This window comes from Halorubrum sp. (assembly GCF_046498025.1).
Classification (GTDB): domain Archaea; phylum Halobacteriota; class Halobacteria; order Halobacteriales; family Haloferacaceae; genus Halorubrum.
Genome location: NZ_JAWOBM010000056.1, coordinates 1 through 16,928 on the forward strand (window position 1 = coordinate 1; position 16,928 = coordinate 16,928).

Annotated in this window: 18 protein-coding genes; 12 read left to right on the plus strand and 6 right to left on the minus strand. The window is 69.4% G+C overall.

The genetic code is table 11. From position 1 onward, the window contains the following. Positions 1-18: 18 nt before the first annotated feature. Positions 19-699, minus strand: a complete 681-nt coding sequence (locus R6U01_RS11080) for a DUF6517 family protein (RefSeq protein ID WP_410286517.1) — start codon at positions 697-699, stop codon at positions 19-21. Positions 700-857: 158 nt separating this feature from the next. Between R6U01_RS11080 and R6U01_RS11085 the strand changes: the two genes are divergently transcribed. Beyond that, a complete protein-coding gene (locus R6U01_RS11085) occupies positions 858-1,598 on the plus strand; it encodes a hypothetical protein (RefSeq protein ID WP_410286544.1) in 741 nt (246 codons plus the stop codon). Between the two features lie 42 nt (positions 1,599-1,640). Here R6U01_RS11085 and R6U01_RS11090 read toward each other — a convergent pair whose 3' ends face one another. Both R6U01_RS11090 and R6U01_RS11095 read right to left on the minus strand, forming a co-directional pair. Continuing rightward, on the minus strand, positions 1,641-2,204 hold the full coding sequence (locus tag R6U01_RS11090; RefSeq protein WP_410286518.1) for a hypothetical protein: 564 nt from the start codon (positions 2,202-2,204) through the stop codon (positions 1,641-1,643). Position 2,205: 1 nt separating this feature from the next. Beyond that, positions 2,206-3,555: an alkaline phosphatase family protein gene (locus R6U01_RS11095; RefSeq protein ID WP_410286519.1), complete on the minus strand. Its 1,350-nt coding sequence runs from the start codon at positions 3,553-3,555 to the stop codon at positions 2,206-2,208. A gap of 135 nt (positions 3,556-3,690) precedes the next feature. Between R6U01_RS11095 and R6U01_RS11100 the strand changes: the two genes are divergently transcribed. From R6U01_RS11100 to R6U01_RS11140, 9 genes are all read left to right on the plus strand, one after another. After that, complete coding sequence (locus R6U01_RS11100) at positions 3,691-4,611, plus strand: PhzF family phenazine biosynthesis protein (protein ID WP_410286520.1); 921 nt, start codon at positions 3,691-3,693, stop codon at positions 4,609-4,611. 104 nt (positions 4,612-4,715) lie between these two features. After that, positions 4,716-4,910 carry a hypothetical protein gene (locus R6U01_RS11105; protein WP_410286521.1) on the plus strand — a complete coding sequence of 65 codons (195 nt, stop codon included), beginning with the start codon at positions 4,716-4,718 and terminating at the stop codon, positions 4,908-4,910. A gap of 100 nt (positions 4,911-5,010) precedes the next feature. Continuing rightward, positions 5,011-5,961 (plus strand): calcium/sodium antiporter, encoded by a 951-nt coding sequence (locus tag R6U01_RS11110; RefSeq protein WP_410286522.1) that lies wholly within the window; start codon positions 5,011-5,013, stop codon positions 5,959-5,961. A 66-nt stretch (positions 5,962-6,027) separates the two neighbouring features. Next, positions 6,028-7,602, plus strand: coding sequence for a D-aminoacyl-tRNA deacylase (locus R6U01_RS11115; protein ID WP_410286523.1), 1,575 nt, complete (start codon positions 6,028-6,030; stop codon positions 7,600-7,602). Positions 7,603-7,765: 163 nt separating this feature from the next. Next, a complete protein-coding gene (gene ftsZ / locus R6U01_RS11120) occupies positions 7,766-8,920 on the plus strand; it encodes a cell division protein FtsZ (protein ID WP_410286524.1) in 1,155 nt (384 codons plus the stop codon). 116 nt (positions 8,921-9,036) lie between these two features. Next, positions 9,037-9,213, plus strand: a complete 177-nt coding sequence (locus tag R6U01_RS11125; protein ID WP_322531408.1) for a protein translocase SEC61 complex subunit gamma — start codon at positions 9,037-9,039, stop codon at positions 9,211-9,213. Next, positions 9,213-9,665: a transcription elongation factor Spt5 gene (locus tag R6U01_RS11130; protein ID WP_410286525.1), complete on the plus strand. Its 453-nt coding sequence runs from the start codon at positions 9,213-9,215 to the stop codon at positions 9,663-9,665. Before R6U01_RS11125 ends, R6U01_RS11130 begins: the two co-directional genes overlap by 1 nt. Before the next feature lie 144 nt (positions 9,666-9,809). Continuing rightward, positions 9,810-10,772, plus strand: coding sequence for an archaeosortase A (gene artA / locus R6U01_RS11135; RefSeq protein WP_410286526.1), 963 nt, complete (start codon positions 9,810-9,812; stop codon positions 10,770-10,772). 134 nt (positions 10,773-10,906) lie between these two features. Then, the gene (locus R6U01_RS11140; protein ID WP_410286527.1) at positions 10,907-12,154 is read left to right on the plus strand and encodes an MgtC/SapB family protein; all 1,248 of its coding nucleotides are present in this window, start codon (positions 10,907-10,909) and stop codon (positions 12,152-12,154) included. Between the two features lie 33 nt (positions 12,155-12,187). On the opposite strand, the gene R6U01_RS11145 is transcribed toward R6U01_RS11140, so the two are convergent. The 3 genes from R6U01_RS11145 to dph5 form a co-directional block, all read right to left on the minus strand. Continuing rightward, positions 12,188-12,562 (minus strand): cyclic nucleotide-binding/CBS domain-containing protein, encoded by a 375-nt coding sequence (locus R6U01_RS11145; protein WP_410286528.1) that lies wholly within the window; start codon positions 12,560-12,562, stop codon positions 12,188-12,190. A 96-nt stretch (positions 12,563-12,658) separates the two neighbouring features. Further along, positions 12,659-13,048: a cyclic nucleotide-binding/CBS domain-containing protein gene (locus tag R6U01_RS11150; RefSeq protein WP_410286529.1), complete on the minus strand. Its 390-nt coding sequence runs from the start codon at positions 13,046-13,048 to the stop codon at positions 12,659-12,661. A 50-nt stretch (positions 13,049-13,098) separates the two neighbouring features. Then, a complete protein-coding gene (gene dph5 / locus R6U01_RS11155; protein ID WP_410286530.1) occupies positions 13,099-13,896 on the minus strand; it encodes a diphthine synthase in 798 nt (265 codons plus the stop codon). A gap of 172 nt (positions 13,897-14,068) precedes the next feature. Here dph5 and R6U01_RS11160 point away from each other — a divergent pair, with 172 nt between their 5' ends. Together R6U01_RS11160 and R6U01_RS11165 are read left to right on the plus strand one after the other, a co-directional pair. Then, positions 14,069-15,964: a 2-oxoacid:acceptor oxidoreductase subunit alpha gene (locus tag R6U01_RS11160; protein ID WP_410286531.1), complete on the plus strand. Its 1,896-nt coding sequence runs from the start codon at positions 14,069-14,071 to the stop codon at positions 15,962-15,964. A 3-nt stretch (positions 15,965-15,967) separates the two neighbouring features. Then, positions 15,968-16,906 (plus strand): thiamine pyrophosphate-dependent enzyme, encoded by a 939-nt coding sequence (locus tag R6U01_RS11165; protein ID WP_410286532.1) that lies wholly within the window; start codon positions 15,968-15,970, stop codon positions 16,904-16,906. Positions 16,907-16,928: the final 22 nt, after the last annotated feature.

The following is a 16,928-nucleotide window of genomic DNA, read 5'->3' on the forward strand; positions in this document are numbered from 1 at the left end:
AAACCGGAGGATGCAGCCTCACGCCGACGTGGGGTGTTCGACCTGCTCCATCAACGAGAGAACCGAATCGCGCGCGTCGACCGCGGTCGGGTGGATGCCGATGAGCGCGATCACGTCGTCCTCGTGCTGGACGGTGGCGAGGTAGAGGAAGACCGGTACGTCCTCGACGCTTCCGTTCTGGTCGTCGCCGGCGCCCGCCTCCGCGTCGATCGTGGTTTCGAGGATCGACACCTCCACCTCCTGACCGAGGACGGTCCGCGTCTCAGAGCCGCGGGGCTCGATGTCCTCGGCCTCGACGTCGCCGCCCTCTCCGCCCATCCCGCGCTCGTTGACCTGTTCCAGCAGCCGCCGGATCAGTTCCACGTCGTCGGCGCGGACGAGCGGATTGACCGACTGGCCCCCCACCGACGCGTTCGGGGTGCTCGCCACGAACAGCGCGGACCCGTTCTCGGCGTTCTCGTACCCGGCCACCCAAGTCGTCGCCGACACCTTGGCGTTTGCGCCCGCCACGTCGAACTCCTGCTCGATGGTGAACGACTCCGGCTCCTCGCCCTCGTACCCGGCCTCGGAGGCCGCTTCCGACGGGATCCGGGCGGGGTCCGCATCGTACTCGTAGCTCCCGTCGTCGCCGCCGGTACACCCGGCGACGGCGACGGACGTCGATGCGGCGATCGCCGCGAGCAGGCCGCGTCTGTGCATGAGCGTTGATTGGCCCGGTGGTACGGTTAAGCGTGTCGGCGCAGGGATTACCGGCTGATAATCGGAGCTTACTGACAGACGACCGAACGAAGGCACAAAGTTCACGGTGGGGCGTGCGCGAGATAAACCAAATGGAACGCCGAGGACAGACGGGACTGGTGGAAGCGCTCCTCCTTGACGTGGTTCGACTCCACGAGACGTGGATGGAGGTCGTCTTCCCGCGACAGCTGGACCCGAGCGCGGTGCTGGGAAAGTGGAAACCGGAGACCGCCGTCCAGACGTTCGGGTACTACCTCTGGGGGATACTCGGCGCCCCGCTGGTCGCGGTCACGTATCCGCTCCTGCTCGTCGGGTTCGCCACGCGGTACTACGCCGCGAAGTTCGACTCGGCGGTGACGCGCTTCGGGGTGATCGGTGCCGTCCTCGTCGCGACGCTCGTCTGGGGGTCGCTCACCCTCCTCGCGCACTTCCAGCTGCCGACCGAGGTGATGCTCGGAATCGGCGGCGCCAGCGTCGTGGCGGTCGTTTCCGCGGGTGCGGCCGCCGGGTTCTCGAAGCTCGGCGGACGGTTCGTCAGCGTCCTCCTCGCGTACCCGTTCGCGATGACCGCGATCTTCCTCCCACCGGTGGTCGCCGGACTCCTCACGCCCTCCATCTCGAATCTGGTGCTCGATCCGAGCTACGAGCTCGCGCGCTGGATCCTCGACACGTTCCTGGCCGTCGGCGGGATCAACGAGACCCTCCGGGGCGCCTTCGACCTGGAGACGTTCGGCGAGCAGTGGGGCGTGGCCGGCCTCGGCTACGTGCTGATGTGGATCGGTATCTCCGTCCCGCTCGGCTGGTTCCTCGGCGTGCTCGTCTCCCTCGCGGACCTGATCCGGCCGAAGCCCGACGCCTGAGACGAGAGCGGCCCCCCGCAACCGGCGGCGGTGCGGGCCGAGCTACTCGCGCCCGTCGTAGCGCTCGCTGGCCGTCTCGAAGGCGGATTCCGACTGTTCTCTGCTCCGACGACGCTCTCGCGCCGCCATCGCCTCGGGGTCCGGACTCGGGTCGTCGTCGATCCGCGCGAACGACTTGTGGACCTTCGTGTGACACCACCGGCACAGCGCGACGGTGATCTCGTGGGGGCCGGCGTCCGCGGCGACGTCGGGGTCGTCACCGCCTCCGGGCGATTCAGTTCCGTCCGCGCTCCCGTACGAGAGGTGGTGTTCCTCCACCAGCGGTCGGGTGTCGTCGTGGGCGATCCGGACCTCTTCGAGGCCGCATCGACGACACTCGCGGCCGTCGGTGGTCGAGCGGTAGTGGGGACACCGACGCCACGCGTCGTCGGGACCGACGTGGCAGGCGTAGCCGTCGGCGCGCCGGGCCGCGGCGAACTCCGGGTCGTCGCCGGCGCGCGTCAGGGCGAACCGACAGCGACCGTCGTCGGTCAGGTGATCGCAGACGCCGGCGACCGCGTACGGGTCGTCGACGCCGACCGGGGTCCCGTCCGGCGTCCGTTCCATGTCAGATCAGGCTCGCGCCGTCGAAGTCGGTCCGGGCGTAGTCGACGTCGAGCAGCCGCAGGAGGGTCGGCGCGATGTCGAGGAGGTCGGCGTCATCGATCTTCGCGTCCGGGTGATCGACGAACAGGGCGGCGTCCTCGAAGGTGTGCATTCCCGTCCGCGGGCCGTCCGGGTCGAACACCGCGTCGTGCGGGCGGAAGCCGGACTTGAGGTCGAACCCCTCGTTCGGGATGACGACGAGGTCCGGCGCGATCTCGTCGTGGTCGCCCCGGAAAACGGTCTCGCGCTCGACGACGCGCTTCGCCACCGGCTTGCCGTCGGGGCCCTCCCAGGCCTCGAGGGCCGCCTGCAGCTCGGCGCGGACGGACTCGTACTCCGACGCGGGCACGACCCCGTCCGGCTCGCGCCCCTTCAGATTGAGGTAGAACCGACCCGGAACCAGCGAGTACGCGCGGGCGTCGTCGCCGATGTCCGTCAGCGCGCCGTGGTCGTCGGCGTCGGCGTACGAGAGCCACCCCTCTCGTTCCAGCCACTCGTTGCAGTAGACGTCGTAGCGGAGACGCGTGAACCCGTGGGTGGAGCCCACGACGAGGCGGACGTCGTCGGAGAGCGCCTCTCGAATGGCTCCGATGTGTTCGTCGAGCGCGGCGTAGAACTCGAAGAAGTCCCCGCGGTACTGGCCGGACTCCGCGTAATCGCTCCACAGGAAGTGGTTGATCCGGTCGGGCGTCGTGAACACGCCGACGAACAGGTCCCAGTCGTCGCGTTCGACGTACCGGGAGAACGCCGCGGCGCGGGCGTCGAGCGTCTCTCGGGCGTGCTCGATGAACTCGGACTTGTCCTCCCTGTGGCCGAGCTTCGCGTTCACCGACAGCCGGTAGTCGCTCTCGGTGAGGTACTTCCGGAGCTCCTCGGGGTGGGCTGCCTTGTCGACGTCGGGAGAGAGGTAGCCCGACACCATCCGCTGGATCGTCCGCTGTGGCGGGAACGTGACGGGGACGTTCATCACGGTCGCGTCGAGCCCGGCGTCGGCGGCGCGGTCCCACACGCGGGTGGCCTGGACGTCCCGTCCCATCGGCACGTAGGTGTCGTAGGAGCCGACCTCGCGGTCTTGAAAGCCGTAGACCCCCGTCTCCCCGGGGTTGACGCCGCTGGTGAGCACGGGCCAGCACGCGCTCGACTCCGGCGGCACGATGCTGTCGATCGGCCCGTCGTCGCCGTTGTCGGTGATCGCCGACAGCGTCGGGAACGTGTCCGGGTTGTCGTTGACGAGACCGTGCGGGAGACCGTCGATCCCGATGAACGCCACGCGCGGGGTGTCGTTCCCGCGCAACCGGTCGAAGAGGCCCATAGGGGTACATCCGCCGTGGAGGGCAAAAGGATTGACATCGGTCGGCTCCGGACGGACCGACCACCCGATCGACGCGGGAGCGCCCTCGCCGCGGCGGCTCGGACCCTTTTTCAGGTCGCTCCGAGAGGAGTACGCATGGAGACGCGACGCGCGCTACTGGTCGACGCGTTCACGGACGAGCCGCTGGCCGGGAACGTCGCCGGCGTGGTACCGGACGCGGCGGGCCTGAGCGACGGCCGGATGGGGAAGATCGCCGCCGAGCTCGGCGCTTCGGAGACCGCGTTCCTGTTCGACGCGGGCGACGGCGCCGACGAGCGGATACGCTATTTCACCCCCTCGACGGAGGTCGACCTCTGCGGCCACGCCACGATCGCGAGCTACGCCGCGCTGTACGCCGCGGGCGCGATCGACGCCGGCGAGCGCACCCTCCGGACAAACGTCGGTGACCTCTCGATCCGGGTCGACGACGACGGAACGGTCTGGATGCGACAGAACGCGCCGACGGTCGAGCCGGTGGACGAGGGCGAACTGGGGGCCGACCGCCTCGGGGACGCGCTCGGGATCGACCCCGCGGCCCTCCGCGACGTCGGCGCCGACCTCCCCGTCGCCGTCGCCTCGACCGGGCTCCCGTGGCTCGTCGTCCCCGTCAACTTCCTCGAGCGGCTCGGCGAGGCCGAGCCCGACGCGGCCGCCGTCGAGGCGATCTCGGACGAGTACGACGTCGCCGGGATCTACGCGTTCACCTTCGACGCGCTCGACGCGGAGTCGACGCTCCACGGCCGGGCGTTCGCGCCTGCAGTGGGCGTCGCCGAGGACCCCGTGACGGGCACGGCGAGCGGCGCGGTCGGGGCCTACCTCCGAACCGCAGACGCCTTCGACGGCGAGTTCCCGGAGGAGCTCCGGTTCGAACAGGGACACTTCCTCGACCGTCCCGGGCACGTCAGGGTCCGGGTCGACGGCGACGAGGTCCGGGTCGGCGGCCGCGCCGTCGTCTCGACGGAGGGCGAGCTGACGCTGCCCGAGGAGCGGGACGGCGACGATATCATCGAGGCGTGAGCGGACCGGTCGGCGGCGGCTGGGCGTTGCGCCGGTCCCCTGAACGCGGCGCAGTCACCGACATCAAGCCGAACGTTTAGGCCGTCTCGGGACGTATCGGCGATATGGAGTTCGACCTCCCACGCGCGGCAGCGCTGCTGGTACTGATCGTCGCGATCGGCGCCGCGGGACTGATCGGAAGCGGGATGATGGCGTTACAGACGACCCTGATGATGGTCGTGCCGTCGATGCTCGTCTTCGGAGTGGTCGCGTTCGTCATCGGCGTGAAACACGGCCAGTTCCGGGCGACGCACGCCTGAGCGGCCACAGCGGCCACGACCCTCGTTCGCCTCCCGACGCGGCACGCCGCGTCGGCCGGAACCACGGTGCTTTTTAAAAAACGGTCGGTAACTCGGAGCCGTGTTGCTCGGGTCGCCGCTCACCGAACTGTTACTCCTCGCCGGGGGGATCGTCCTCCTGTACGCGGGCGCCGAGCTGCTGGTCACGGGCGCCGGCGACCTGGCCCTCGCCGTCGGGCTGAAGGCGTCGACGGTCGGAGTCACCGTCATCGCGTTCGCGACGACCGCGCCCGAGCTGTTCGTCTCGCTGCTCGGCGCCGTCACGGTGTCGACGGACGTCGGGCTCGGGACGATCCTCGGGTCGAACATCGCCAACATCGGGCTCGTCCTCGGCGTCTCGGCGCTGATCCGTCCCCTCGACATCTCCGACACGGTGCTCGAGCGCCAGGTCCCCTTCATGGTGCTCGCCGCGCTGTTGCTCGTCGGGCTCGGCTGGAACGGCCGCATCGGCCGACCGGGCGGGCTCCTCCTGCTCGGGACGCTCGTGGCGTTCACCGCCGTGATCATGCGTCGCATCCAGCAGACGCAGTCCGGGATCACCAGCGCGGAGCGCGCGCAGATGCCGGACCCGAGGCTCCGCGACGTCGCCTCCGTGATCGGTGGTCTCGTCGCGCTCGTGCTCGGGTCGCGGTGGCTGATCGACGGCGGGGCGTCCCTGCTCTCCGCGGCCGGCTTCTCCGACATCTTCATCGGGCTCACCGTGTTGGCGCTCGGAACCTCGCTCCCCGAACTGGCGGCGAGCCTCGTCGCCGCCGTCCGCGGCGAGGCGGAGTTCAGCGTGGGCAACGTCGTCGGGTCGAACATCTACAACGTCCTCGCCGTCCTCGGGATCGTCGCGCTCGTTCGACCGATCGGCGTGAGCCCCGGCGTCCGCGGCTTCGAGTTCCCCGCCCTGATCGCCTTCACCGCGCTCCTCGTCGGACTCATGTACCGCGGCGAGGAGATCTCCCGCGCCGACGGCGCGGTCCTGGTCGCGGGCTACGCGCTCTTCGTGTACCTGCTGTTCCCGTGACCGCGTCCCGACGTCGCGCCGCCCGGAACCGACGCCTATTCGGCCGCCCGTCCCCGACCGGAACCCGTGATAGCGATCGTCGTCAGCCGGGCCGACAGCGCCTCCGAACACATCGGCGAGCGCCTGCTCGCGGTCGGCGACTGGGAGCGGCACGAGGACCGGGTCCGCCCCGACGCCGCGGGCGGCGGAACCTACTACCGGACCGACAGGTTCGAACTCCGGGAGTTCGACGACCTCCACATCGAACTCGACGATCCGGCGGCCGCCTTCGGCAGCGGCGCGGACGACGCGAGCGGTGCGGACGACCAGAGTGACGCGAACGACGCGAGCGGTGCGGACGACGCGGGCGACGCGAGCGGCGCGAATGACGAGAGCGATGCCGACGCCGAGCCCGACTTCCTCGTCTTCGTCTCCCGGCACGCCGGGGAGACGGGGAGGCTCCTGACCGCGCACGTCACCGGGAACTTCGGGCCGGCGCCGTACGGCGGCGAGCCGGAAACCCTCGCGAACGCCGCCCCCGGCGCCGAGAAGCGCGTCGTCGAGGCGCTCGAAACGCGCGCCCCCGACGGGTACGACGTCGGCATCGAGTGCACTCACCACGGGCCGACGAGCGTCTCCGTCCCCTCGCTCTTCGTCGAACTCGGGTCCGACGAGCCACAGTGGGCCGATCCGGAGGGGGCCGAGGCGGTCGCGCGGGCGGTCCTCGACCTGCGGGGGACCGGGGCCGATCTCGCGGGCGGTGAAGCCGCCGACGCGCTCGACGACACCGCCGACGCGCTCGACGACACCGACGCCCCGGACGAGCCCCCTCGCCACGTCGTCGGCTTCGGTGGGGGCCACTACGCGCCGCGGTTCACCCGGATCGTCCGCGACACCGACTGGGCGGTGGGGCACGTCGGCGCCGACTGGGCGCTCGGCGAGATGGGCGCGCCCGAAGCGAACCGCGAGACGATCGCGCAGGCGTTCGAACGCAGCCGCGCCGACCGCGCCGTGATCGAGGGCGACAGGCCCGAGCTGGCGGCGGTCGTCGCGGACCTCGGGCACCGAGTGGTGAGCGAGACGTGGGTCCGCGAGGTCGGCGACCGCCCCCTCGCGCTGGTCGAGCGGCTGGAGACCGACCTCGCGACCGTCGACGAGGGCCTTCGGTTCGGCGAGGCCGTCACCGCGGAGCCGAGCGGGGATGCGGTCTCGATCCGCGACCTCCCGGACGCCCTTCTGTCGCGGGCGCAGGGGGTCGATCCGGGGGCGACGCGAGACGCGGTGGCGGCGAACGCGGTCGCCTTCGACACGGAACAGGCCGGCTCCCGCGCGGTCGGCGCGGCCGCGTTCCCCGACGACCCGGACGCCCCCGGCTACGCCGACCTCGTCGACGCCCTCGCGGAGGTGCTCGCGGGCGGGTACGACGCGGTCGAGGTGCGGGACGGCGCGGTCGTCGCCAGCGAGACGGCGTTCGACCCAGCGCTCGCGCGGGACCGCGGCGTCCCCGAAGGGCCGGCCTTCGGTCGGCTCGCGGACGGCGAGGCGGTCGAGGTCGACGATGAGACGGTGACTCCGGAGGACGTGTCGCGGTCGCGGACCGACCGGTTCCCCGTCGAGATCGACGGCGACGACCGAGGGATCGTTTCCGGTCGAGATCGGTGATCGAGGAGCGCGTCGGCGGCGGCGGGGGAAAGCGAGCGCCGAGCGCGACCGAGGGGCCGCGAGGACGCCTGCTCTCCCGCGCTGGCGACGATCCCTCGGCGTCTGACTCGCGTCAGACGATCGGGCAAAAATAAATACGTCCGGGTCGCAACCACACCACATAATGGACTCTATCGTAGAGGACGCCATCGACGAAGCCGAGGAACCTCCGGCGGACGACGCCGGAGGAGCCGGCGCCGGCGCGACCGACGGGACGGCCGGTACCCCGCCGCAGTCTGGAACGATGACCGACGACGAGCTGCAGGACGTCCTGCAGGACCTCCAGACGAACATCACCGTCGTCGGCTGCGGGGGCGCCGGCGGAAACACGGTCAACCGGATGACCGAGGAGGGGATCCGCGGGGCGAAGCTGGTCGCCGCCAACACCGACGTCCAGCACCTCGTCAACATCGAGGCCGACACGAAGATCCTCATGGGCCAGCAGAAGACCCAGGGGCGCGGCGCCGGCTCCCTCCCGCAGGTGGGCGAGGAGGCCGCCATCGAGTCCCAGGAGGAGATTCAGGACGCCATCGACGGCTCCGACATGGTGTTCGTCACCGCCGGGCTCGGCGGGGGCACGGGGACCGGGTCCGCCCCGGTCGTCGCCAAGGCGGCCCGCGAGTCGGGCGCGCTCACCATCGCCATCGTCACGACTCCCTTTACGGCCGAGGGCGAGGTGCGCCGGACGAACGCCGAGGCCGGCCTCGAGCGCCTCCGCGACGTGAGCGACACGGTCATCGTCGTCCCCAACGACCGCCTGCTCGACGCGGTCGGGAAGCTCCCGGTCCGGCAGGCGTTCAAGGTGTCCGACGAGGTGCTGATGCGCTCGGTGAAGGGGATCACGGAGCTCATCACGATGCCCGGACTGGTCAACCTCGACTTCGCCGACGTCCGGACGGTCATGGAGAAGGGCGGCGTCGCCATGATCGGCCTCGGCGAGTCCGACTCCGACTCGAAGGCGCAGGACTCCGTGAAGTCCGCGCTCCGCTCCCCGCTGCTCGACGTCGACATCTCCGGCGCGAACTCCGCGCTGGTCAACGTCACGGGCGGCACGGACATGTCCATCGAGGAGGCCGAGGGCGTCGTCGAGGAGATCTACGACCGGATCGACCCCGACGCCCGGATCATCTGGGGCACCTCGGTCGACGACGACCTGGAGGGCGAGATGCGGACCATGATCGTCGTGACCGGCGTCGAGTCGCCGCAGATCTACGGCCGGAACGGCGAGCCGCCGGAGGGGGTAGCGGCGGAGATGGAAGACATCGACTACGTTGAGTGACGGGTCACCGACGCGCCGCGCTTCGATAGAGTTCCTTCTCCCGTTTTCGCCACGGACCCGACGGATCGCGTCGCATCAAAAGGTAAAAACCGTCTCGTCTCGAAGCCGGTCGTAACATGGACGTTCCGTACGACCTCAACAGCTACGTTCGGGTGCTGAAACTGGCGAGCACGCCGAGCACCGACGAGTTCCTCCAGGTGTCGAAGATCGCCGGTGCCGGCATCATCCTCGTCGGCTTCATCGGCTTCCTGATGTTCGCGATCATGAGCCTCCTGCCGGGGGTCGGCGCCTGATGCCGATCTTCTCGGTCAAGACCACCGCGAGCCAGGAGCGAACCGTCGCCGACATGCTCGCGGAGAAGGAGATGCCCGAGATCCAGGCGGTCATCGCCCCCGACCAGCTCACGAGCTACGTCATGGTCGAGGCGTCCGACGGCAGCGTGTTCGCCCGGATCCTCGACGAGATCCCCCACGCCCGCGGCGTCATCCAGGGCTCCGAGGGACCGGCCGAGAGCCCCTTCTCCGAGGTCGAGCACTTCCTCTCGCCGACTCCCGACGTCGAGGGGATCGCCGAGGGCGACATCGTCGAGCTGATCGCCGGCCCGTTCAAGGGCGAGAAGGCCCGCGTCCAGCGCATCGACGAGGGGAAAGACCAGGTGACCGTCGAGCTGTACGAGGCGACCGTCCCGATCCCGGTCACCGTCCGCGGCGACCAGATCCGGGTGCTCGACTCCGACGAGCGCTGACCGCCTCCGACTCCGTTTCACCCGTCTCCGCCTCTCTTCTCGTCTCCGCCTCTCTCCTCGTCTCCGCCTCTCTCCTCGTCTGGGTACCCGACGGATCGTCGGCAACGACAAGGGCTTTATCCGACGACGACCGACCGTTCGGACATGTTCGGTCCCGGCGTGCCGGCGATCCTGAGCCTGATCCCCGACACGTTCACCTTCGCCTGGCTTGTCGCGATCCTCTTCGCCGCCTCGTGGCTGCTCGACAGCCGCGGACTGGCGGCGGGCCGCTCGCTCGCGGCGGCCACGTGGGGGCTGTTCGGGCTCTTCTGGCTGACGACGGTGCCGTACTTCGCGTTCGAACACCAGAGCTACGTCGAGTCGATCCTCGCGCTCGTCGGCGTCCCGGTCTGCATGTACGCCGGGTACCTCCTGTACGACGGTCGCGCCTCGCTGTTCACGCTCACGCGGGCCATCGCGATCATGCTGTTCATCTACCTCCCGTTCGAGACGATCCCGACATTCTCGGTCGCGGGCGTCGCGTTCCCCGAGCCGCGCCGGATCCTCATCGAGGCCGTCGCGACCCAGACCGGGTTCCTCATCGACCTGCTCGGCTACGCGCCGGAGCGCGTGACGAGCTACGAGGGGTACGACGCGGCGTACGCGTGGACGCTCGCCGACGGGCACACGGTCACGATCCACGTCGTGCTCGCCTGTACGGGACTCGGGAGCATGGCGATCTTCGGCGGGCTCGTCGCCGCCGTCGAGGCGCCGCTCTCGCGCAAGCTCCGCGCGCTCGCGGTGTCGATCCCGCTCATCTACGTGCTCAACATCTTCCGGACGACGTTCATCTCCGTCGTCGCGGGCAACCAGTACATGCAGTGGCAGACCGACCTCGTGCTCGCGATGTTCGGCGCGACCGACCCGTACCGGGTCTCCTTCCTCATCTCCGACCGGATCATGAGCCAGCTCCTCGCGGTCGTCGCGCTGATCGGGATCACGTTCCTCGCGGTGCGCGAGCTCCCGGAGCTCGCCGTCATCCTCGAGGACGTGCTCTACCTGCTCACCGGCGAGGAACACGACCTGACGGAGTCGCTGGACCTCCCGCGGGAGCCGACGAACCGCTGACCCGGGCTCCCCGTATCGCGACTCATTTATATAGTAATATATAGCAACATATAGAGGTATTTGTGATACACGTCTGCTATGCGACCGCCGGTCCGCCGAGCGCGACGACGCCGCGGCGAGGGAGGCGACCGGCCGTGTTGACCGCGGTCGATCCCCTCGTCTACCTCCAGACGAACGTCGCGAAGCTCGTCTTGGCGACCGCCCTCGGGATGTTCCTCGGGCTCGAACGGGAGTGGTCACAGAAGTCGGCGGGGATCCGGACGTTCGCGCTGATCAGCCTCGCCGCGGCGGTGTTCTCGCTGCTCGACGACGACGGGTTGCTGATCGTCGGCGGCGCGCTGATCGTCGCCAGCGCGGTGCTGCTCGCGGTCCGGAGCTTCGTCGAGCCGGACGTCGACGGCCTCTCGCTCACCACCTCGGTGTCGATGCTCGTCGCGTACGGGGTGGGCGCGCTCGTCGCCGGGGAGCTCTTCATCGAGGCGGTGACGGTGGCGGTGCTCTCCTCGCTGCTGCTCGTGCTGAAGCGGGAGCTCCACCAGTTCGCGTGGGGGCTCTCCCGCGAGGAGGTCCGCAGCGCGGTGGAGTTCACCATTCTCGCGTTCGTCGTCTTCCCGCTGCTTCCGGCCGAGACGGTCGACCCGTGGGGGGCGGTCCAGCCGCGGCTCATCTGGTCGCTCGTCGTCGCCGTCAGCGCCATCGGCTTCGTCAACTACGTGCTCGTGAAGCGGTACCAGGGACGCGGCTACGCGGTCACCGGCTTCTTCGGCGGACTCGTGAACTCCACGGCGGTCGTCGCGGAGATGGCCAAACGCGCGAAGGGCCGGGCCGACCTGACCGACATCGCCGTCGGGTCGATCCTGCTCGCGAACGCCGCGATGGCCCTCCGGAACGCCGCGGTCGTCGCCGCCTTCGTCCCGGAGGCCGCCCTCGTCGTCGGCGCGCCGCTCGGCGCCGTGACCGTCGCCGGCGTGTCGATCGCGGTGTGGCGGAGCGACTGGCGGACGACGATGGAAGCGGAACTCACGTCGCCGTTCAGCCTCCGGAACGCCCTGACGTTCGGCGCGCTGTTCCTCGCGGTGCTGCTCGTCTCCGCCGGCGCGGAGCGGTCGTTCGGTGCGGGCGGGTTTGTCGCGACCTCGTTCCTTGCGGGGCTCGTCTCATCGGGATCCGCGACGGCGACCGCCGTCTCCCTGCTCGGAACCGGACAGATAACCGTCGAAACCGCGGTTTCGGGGGTGGTCGCCGGGACGGCCGCGAGCATCCTCGTCAAGACCGCGTTCGCGGCGAGCATCGCCCGCGGGCTGGTCCGACCGGTGTTGTTCTGGAACCTCGTGCTGATCGCGGTCGGGGTGGCGGTCGGCGTCCCGCTGCTCCTGTTTTGACCGGAGACGGGGCGCGTTTCGGGAGCGCTCGACTCAGGAGAGGTGCGCCGCCACGTCGGTCGACGAGACCATGCCGACGTAGTCGTTGTCGACGACGGGGAGGTGTTTCACCCCGTACATCGTCATCATCGCCGCGACCTCCTCCATCATGAGGTCGGGCGTCACCGTCTCGACGTTCTCGGTCATGACGTCGCGAACGACGGTCTCGTCGAGGTCGCGCCCCGCCGCGACGGCGCCGACGACGTCGCTCTGCGTGACGATACAGCCGCCGCCCGTCGTCACGACGAGCGCGCTTATGTCGCCGTCGGTCATCCGACGCGCGGCCTCCCGGAGCGGCTCGTTCGCGCCGATCGTCTCCAGCGGCGCCGACATCACCTCGCTGACGCGGGTTCGGTCGTTCAGGTCCATACTGTGGTGTGTGCTAGCAGATCTGATTACTCTTCCGGAACGCGCAACGGCTCGGCGTCGGGAGCGCCGGACTCCCCGGCTCCGGCGTCGACGGCCTCAGCGGCGGTGCTTCGAGAGGTACGCCGTCAGGTCGGTCGTCGACAGCATCCCGACCACCTCGCCGTCCGCGGCGACCACCGGCAGGTGCGTGTACCCCCGGTCCGTCGGGTCCGCGAGCTCCTCCACGGAGTCGTCGGGAGAGACGGTGACGATGTCGGTCGTCATGAACGCCTCAACGGGGGTCTCGTCGTTCGGGTCGTTCCGCCGGACGAGCGAGACGAAGTCCGTCGCGGTGATCAGGCCCGACAGGTGTCCGTCGTCGTCGACGACCAGGACGGAGCTCACCTCCGTCTCCAACATGCGTTCGGCCGCGTCCGCGGCGGCGGCTCCCGGGGCGATCGTGACGAGTCGGGTCGACATCAGCTCCTCGACGGGAACGTCTACCATGTGGTGTGATAACGCGAGACTGGAATATCAAACGACCGGTCGGGTCCGGGTCACTCACCGAGGAGGTCGGCCGGCGCTCCGGCCAACCCGGCCAGCGCGTCGGCCTCGACGTGGTGGAGGTCGCCGGGGATCACGAGGAGGTGCAACGGGTCGCCGAACTTCCGATCGGCGAGCGCGCTGAGCCGATCGGCGGCGACGACCGCGTCGGGCGAGCCGGCCCGGGCGACGACGACCCCGAGCTCGTCGCGCCAGCCGTCGGCGAGGAGGCCCGCGGCGACGTCGGCGGTCATGTACTCCTCGTGGTCCGGGTCGGGTCCGGTCGGTCCGGTGCCCACCTTGATGTCGAGGTAGACGACGGTGTGGAGCCCCCGCTCTCGGTTCGCCGCTATCGTCTCGACCACGCTCGCCGGGACGTCGTCGCCGCCGTGGGCGTACGGGAAGGGGAGCGTCGTCGCCTTGCCGAACCGGTAGTTCTGGAGCCCGGTGAGGCTCGAGGCGGCCGACTGGGCAGTCACCCCGTGGATCACGCTCGTGTCGATCCCGCGGTCCTCGGCGCGTAATCGGAGGTCCGTGTGCGTCGTCGAGATCATCGTGTCGCCCGCGGTGCAGAAGGCGGCGTCGCCCTCGGCGGCGGCCGCGAGGATCGGCTCCGGGTCCCGCTCGACTCCCTCGCGGTCGCGGACCTCGATATCGACGTCGTGGTGCGCCTCGAGCTCGTCGACGTCGGCGCCGACCAGCCTGCTGGTGTAGAACTCGGCGAAGACGCGGTCCGCGGCGCGCAGCGCCGCTTGGCCCTCGACGGTGACCGACCGCTCGTCGTAGAGGCCGAGTCCGATGAACGTGAGCATGCGCCCTGTCGGTCGGGCGACGGCTAAAAGTGCGCGGAACGGACTGACGAGGGCTCAGGTAGGGTACTACCTAAAGGTCTTTCATGATTGTTCCTTGTGATTCCATAGCAAGCCCTAAGAGGTAACCACCACAATCACAATGCACGAGGCCCTCACGGGCTCACATACCACTATGACTGACGACGAACTCATCTGGCGGATATCGGGGGGATCCGGCGACGGGATCGCTTCGACGAGCCAGAACTTCGCAAAGGCCTTGATGCGATCGGGGCTCAACGTGTTCACGCATCGCCACTATCCGTCCCGTATCCGCGGGGGCCACACGTACACCGAGGTCCGCGCGTCCGCGGACCCGGTGCGGTCCCGCGGCGACGGCTACAACTTCCTGCTGGCGCTGGGCGACTCGTTCGCTCGGAACCCCCAGGAGGAGGCAGTCTACGGGAACGAGGAGATCAAACCGCTCTCGGAGAACCTCGACGAGCTCAGAGAAGGCGGCGTCATCGTGTACGACGAGGGGCTCCTCGACGCCTCCGAGATTCCGAACTTCGACGAGCGCGTCGAGGAGAACAACTGGCACGTGTACCCCCTCGACCTGCGCGGGCTCGCCCGCGACATGGGTCGAGAGGTCATGCGCAACACCGCCGGCGTCGGCGCCACCTGCGCGCTGACCGGCATGGACCTCGACCACGTCGAGGACCTCATGCGCGACGCCATGCCGGAGAAGATCCTCGATCCGAACCTCGAGATCCTCGAGACGGCGTACGACCAGGTACGCGAGGAGCACGACGTGGACGCGTCCGACGTCAGCGTCCCCACCGGCGAACACGACGAGCCGCAGCTGCTCATGTCGGGTTCTGACGCCATCTCCTACGGCGCCATCGACGAGGGGTGTCGCTTCATCGCCGGCTACCCCATGACGCCGTGGACCGAGGTGTTCACCATCATGACCCAGAACCTGCCGGAGCTCGGCGGGATCTCGGAGCAGGTCGAAGACGAGATCGCGGCCGCGGCGCTCGCGGTGGGCGCCTCGCACGCCGGCGTGAAGGCCATGTCCGGCTCCTCCGGCGGCGGGTTCGCGCTGATGTCGGAGCCGCTCGGACTCGCGGAGATGACGGAGACCCCCGTCGTCCTCGTCGAGGCCATGCGCGCCGGTCCCTCGACCGGGATGCCGACGAAGCCGGAACAGTCCGACCTCGAACACGTCCTGTACACCTCGCAGGGCGACTCCCAGCGCGTCGTCTTGGCGCCCGGGACCGTCGAGGAGGCGTACGAGCAGTCGCGGATCGCCTTCCGACTGGCCTACGAGTACCAGATCCCGACGATCCTCCTGTACGACCAGAAGCTCGGCGGCGAGCTGGTGAACGTCCCCAAGAGCCACTTCGACCGCGAGCCGAACCCGACGCTCGGGAAGACCCTGAGCGAGGACGCGCTGGTCGACGAGCCGCACTCCGGCGACGGGAAGTTCCACCGGTTCCAGCACGAGGTCGACGACGGCGTCTCCCCGCGCTCGATCCCCGGGCAGAAGGGCGGTCGCTTCCTCGCGACCGGTAACGAGCACGGCCCGGCCGGCCACATCAACGAGTCGCCGGACAACCGCGTCGCGCAGATCGACCGGCGCACGCAGAAGCTCGAGGCGATCCGCGCCGACCTCGACACCGTCGACACCGGCTCCTACGCCGGCCCCGACGACGCCCAGTACGGCATCCTCACGTTCGGGAGCCAGCAGGGCACCGTCGAGGAGGCCGTCGACCGGCTCAACGACGCCGGCATCTCGGTGAAGTCGTACGGCGTCTCGGACATGCTCCCGTTCCCGACGGAGCAGGTCGCCGAGTTCATCGGGAGCGTCGACGAAGTGCTCGTCGTCGAGATGACCGCCTCGGGACAGTTCCGCGGGCTCGTCCAGAAGAACCTCGGCCGCTACGGCGAGAGGCTGTCGAGCCTGCTGAAGTACAACGGGAACCCGTTCGAGCCGGCGGAGATCGTCGACGGGTTCGAGGCCGCCATCGTCGAGGGCGACGGCGACGCGTCCGGCCATCAGACTACCTTCGTCCCAGCCGCAGGTGACTAACCAATGAGCACGTTTTCAGCGATCGGAGAGGAGCGAGAGATCGACCGCGACGAGTACACCCCGGCCGTCGAGCCGCAGCCGACCTGGTGTCCGGGCTGCGGGGACTTCAGCGTCCTGAAGGCGCTCAAGCAGGCGCTTCCGGAAGTCGGGCGCACGCCCGAGGAGACGCTGCTGTGTACCGGGATCGGCTGTTCGGGCAAGCTGAACAGCTACCTCGACACGTACGGGTTCCACACGATCCACGGGCGCTCGCTGCCCGTGGCCCGCGCCGCGAAGCTCGCCAATCCCGACCTCGAAGTCATCGCCGCCGGCGGTGACGGCGACGGCTATGGGATCGGTGGGAACCACTTCATCCACACGGCCCGGGAGAACCACGACATGACGTACATCGTCTTCAACAACGAGATCTTCGGGCTCACGAAGGGGCAGACCTCGCCCACCAGCCCGAAGGGCCACAAGTCGAAGACGCAGCCCCACGGCAGCGCCAAGGAGCCGCTCAAGCCGCTCTCGATGGCGCTGAACGCCGGCGCCTCCTACGTCGCTCGGACGGCCGCGGTCAACCCGAACCAGGCGAAGGAGATCATCATCGAGGCGATCGAACACGACGGGTTCGCGCACGTCGACTTCCTCACCCAGTGTCCGACCTGGAACAAGGACGCGCGCCAGTACGTCCCGTACATCGATGTCAACGAGTCCGACGACTACGACTTCGACCGGACGGACCGCGTCGAGGCGGCCGAGATGATGCGTCAGACCGAGGAGTCGCTGTACGAGGGCGAGGTTCTCACCGGCCGGTACTACGTCGACGACACCCGCCCGTCCTACGGCCAGGAAAAGCGGGAGATCGGCGAGATGCCCGAGGAGCCGCTGGCGGAGCGCTACTGGGACGACGAGTACGAGTGGGAGCGTTCGTACGACCAGTTCCTCGACAAGCACGCCTGACGCGGCTCTAACCGGGGATCCG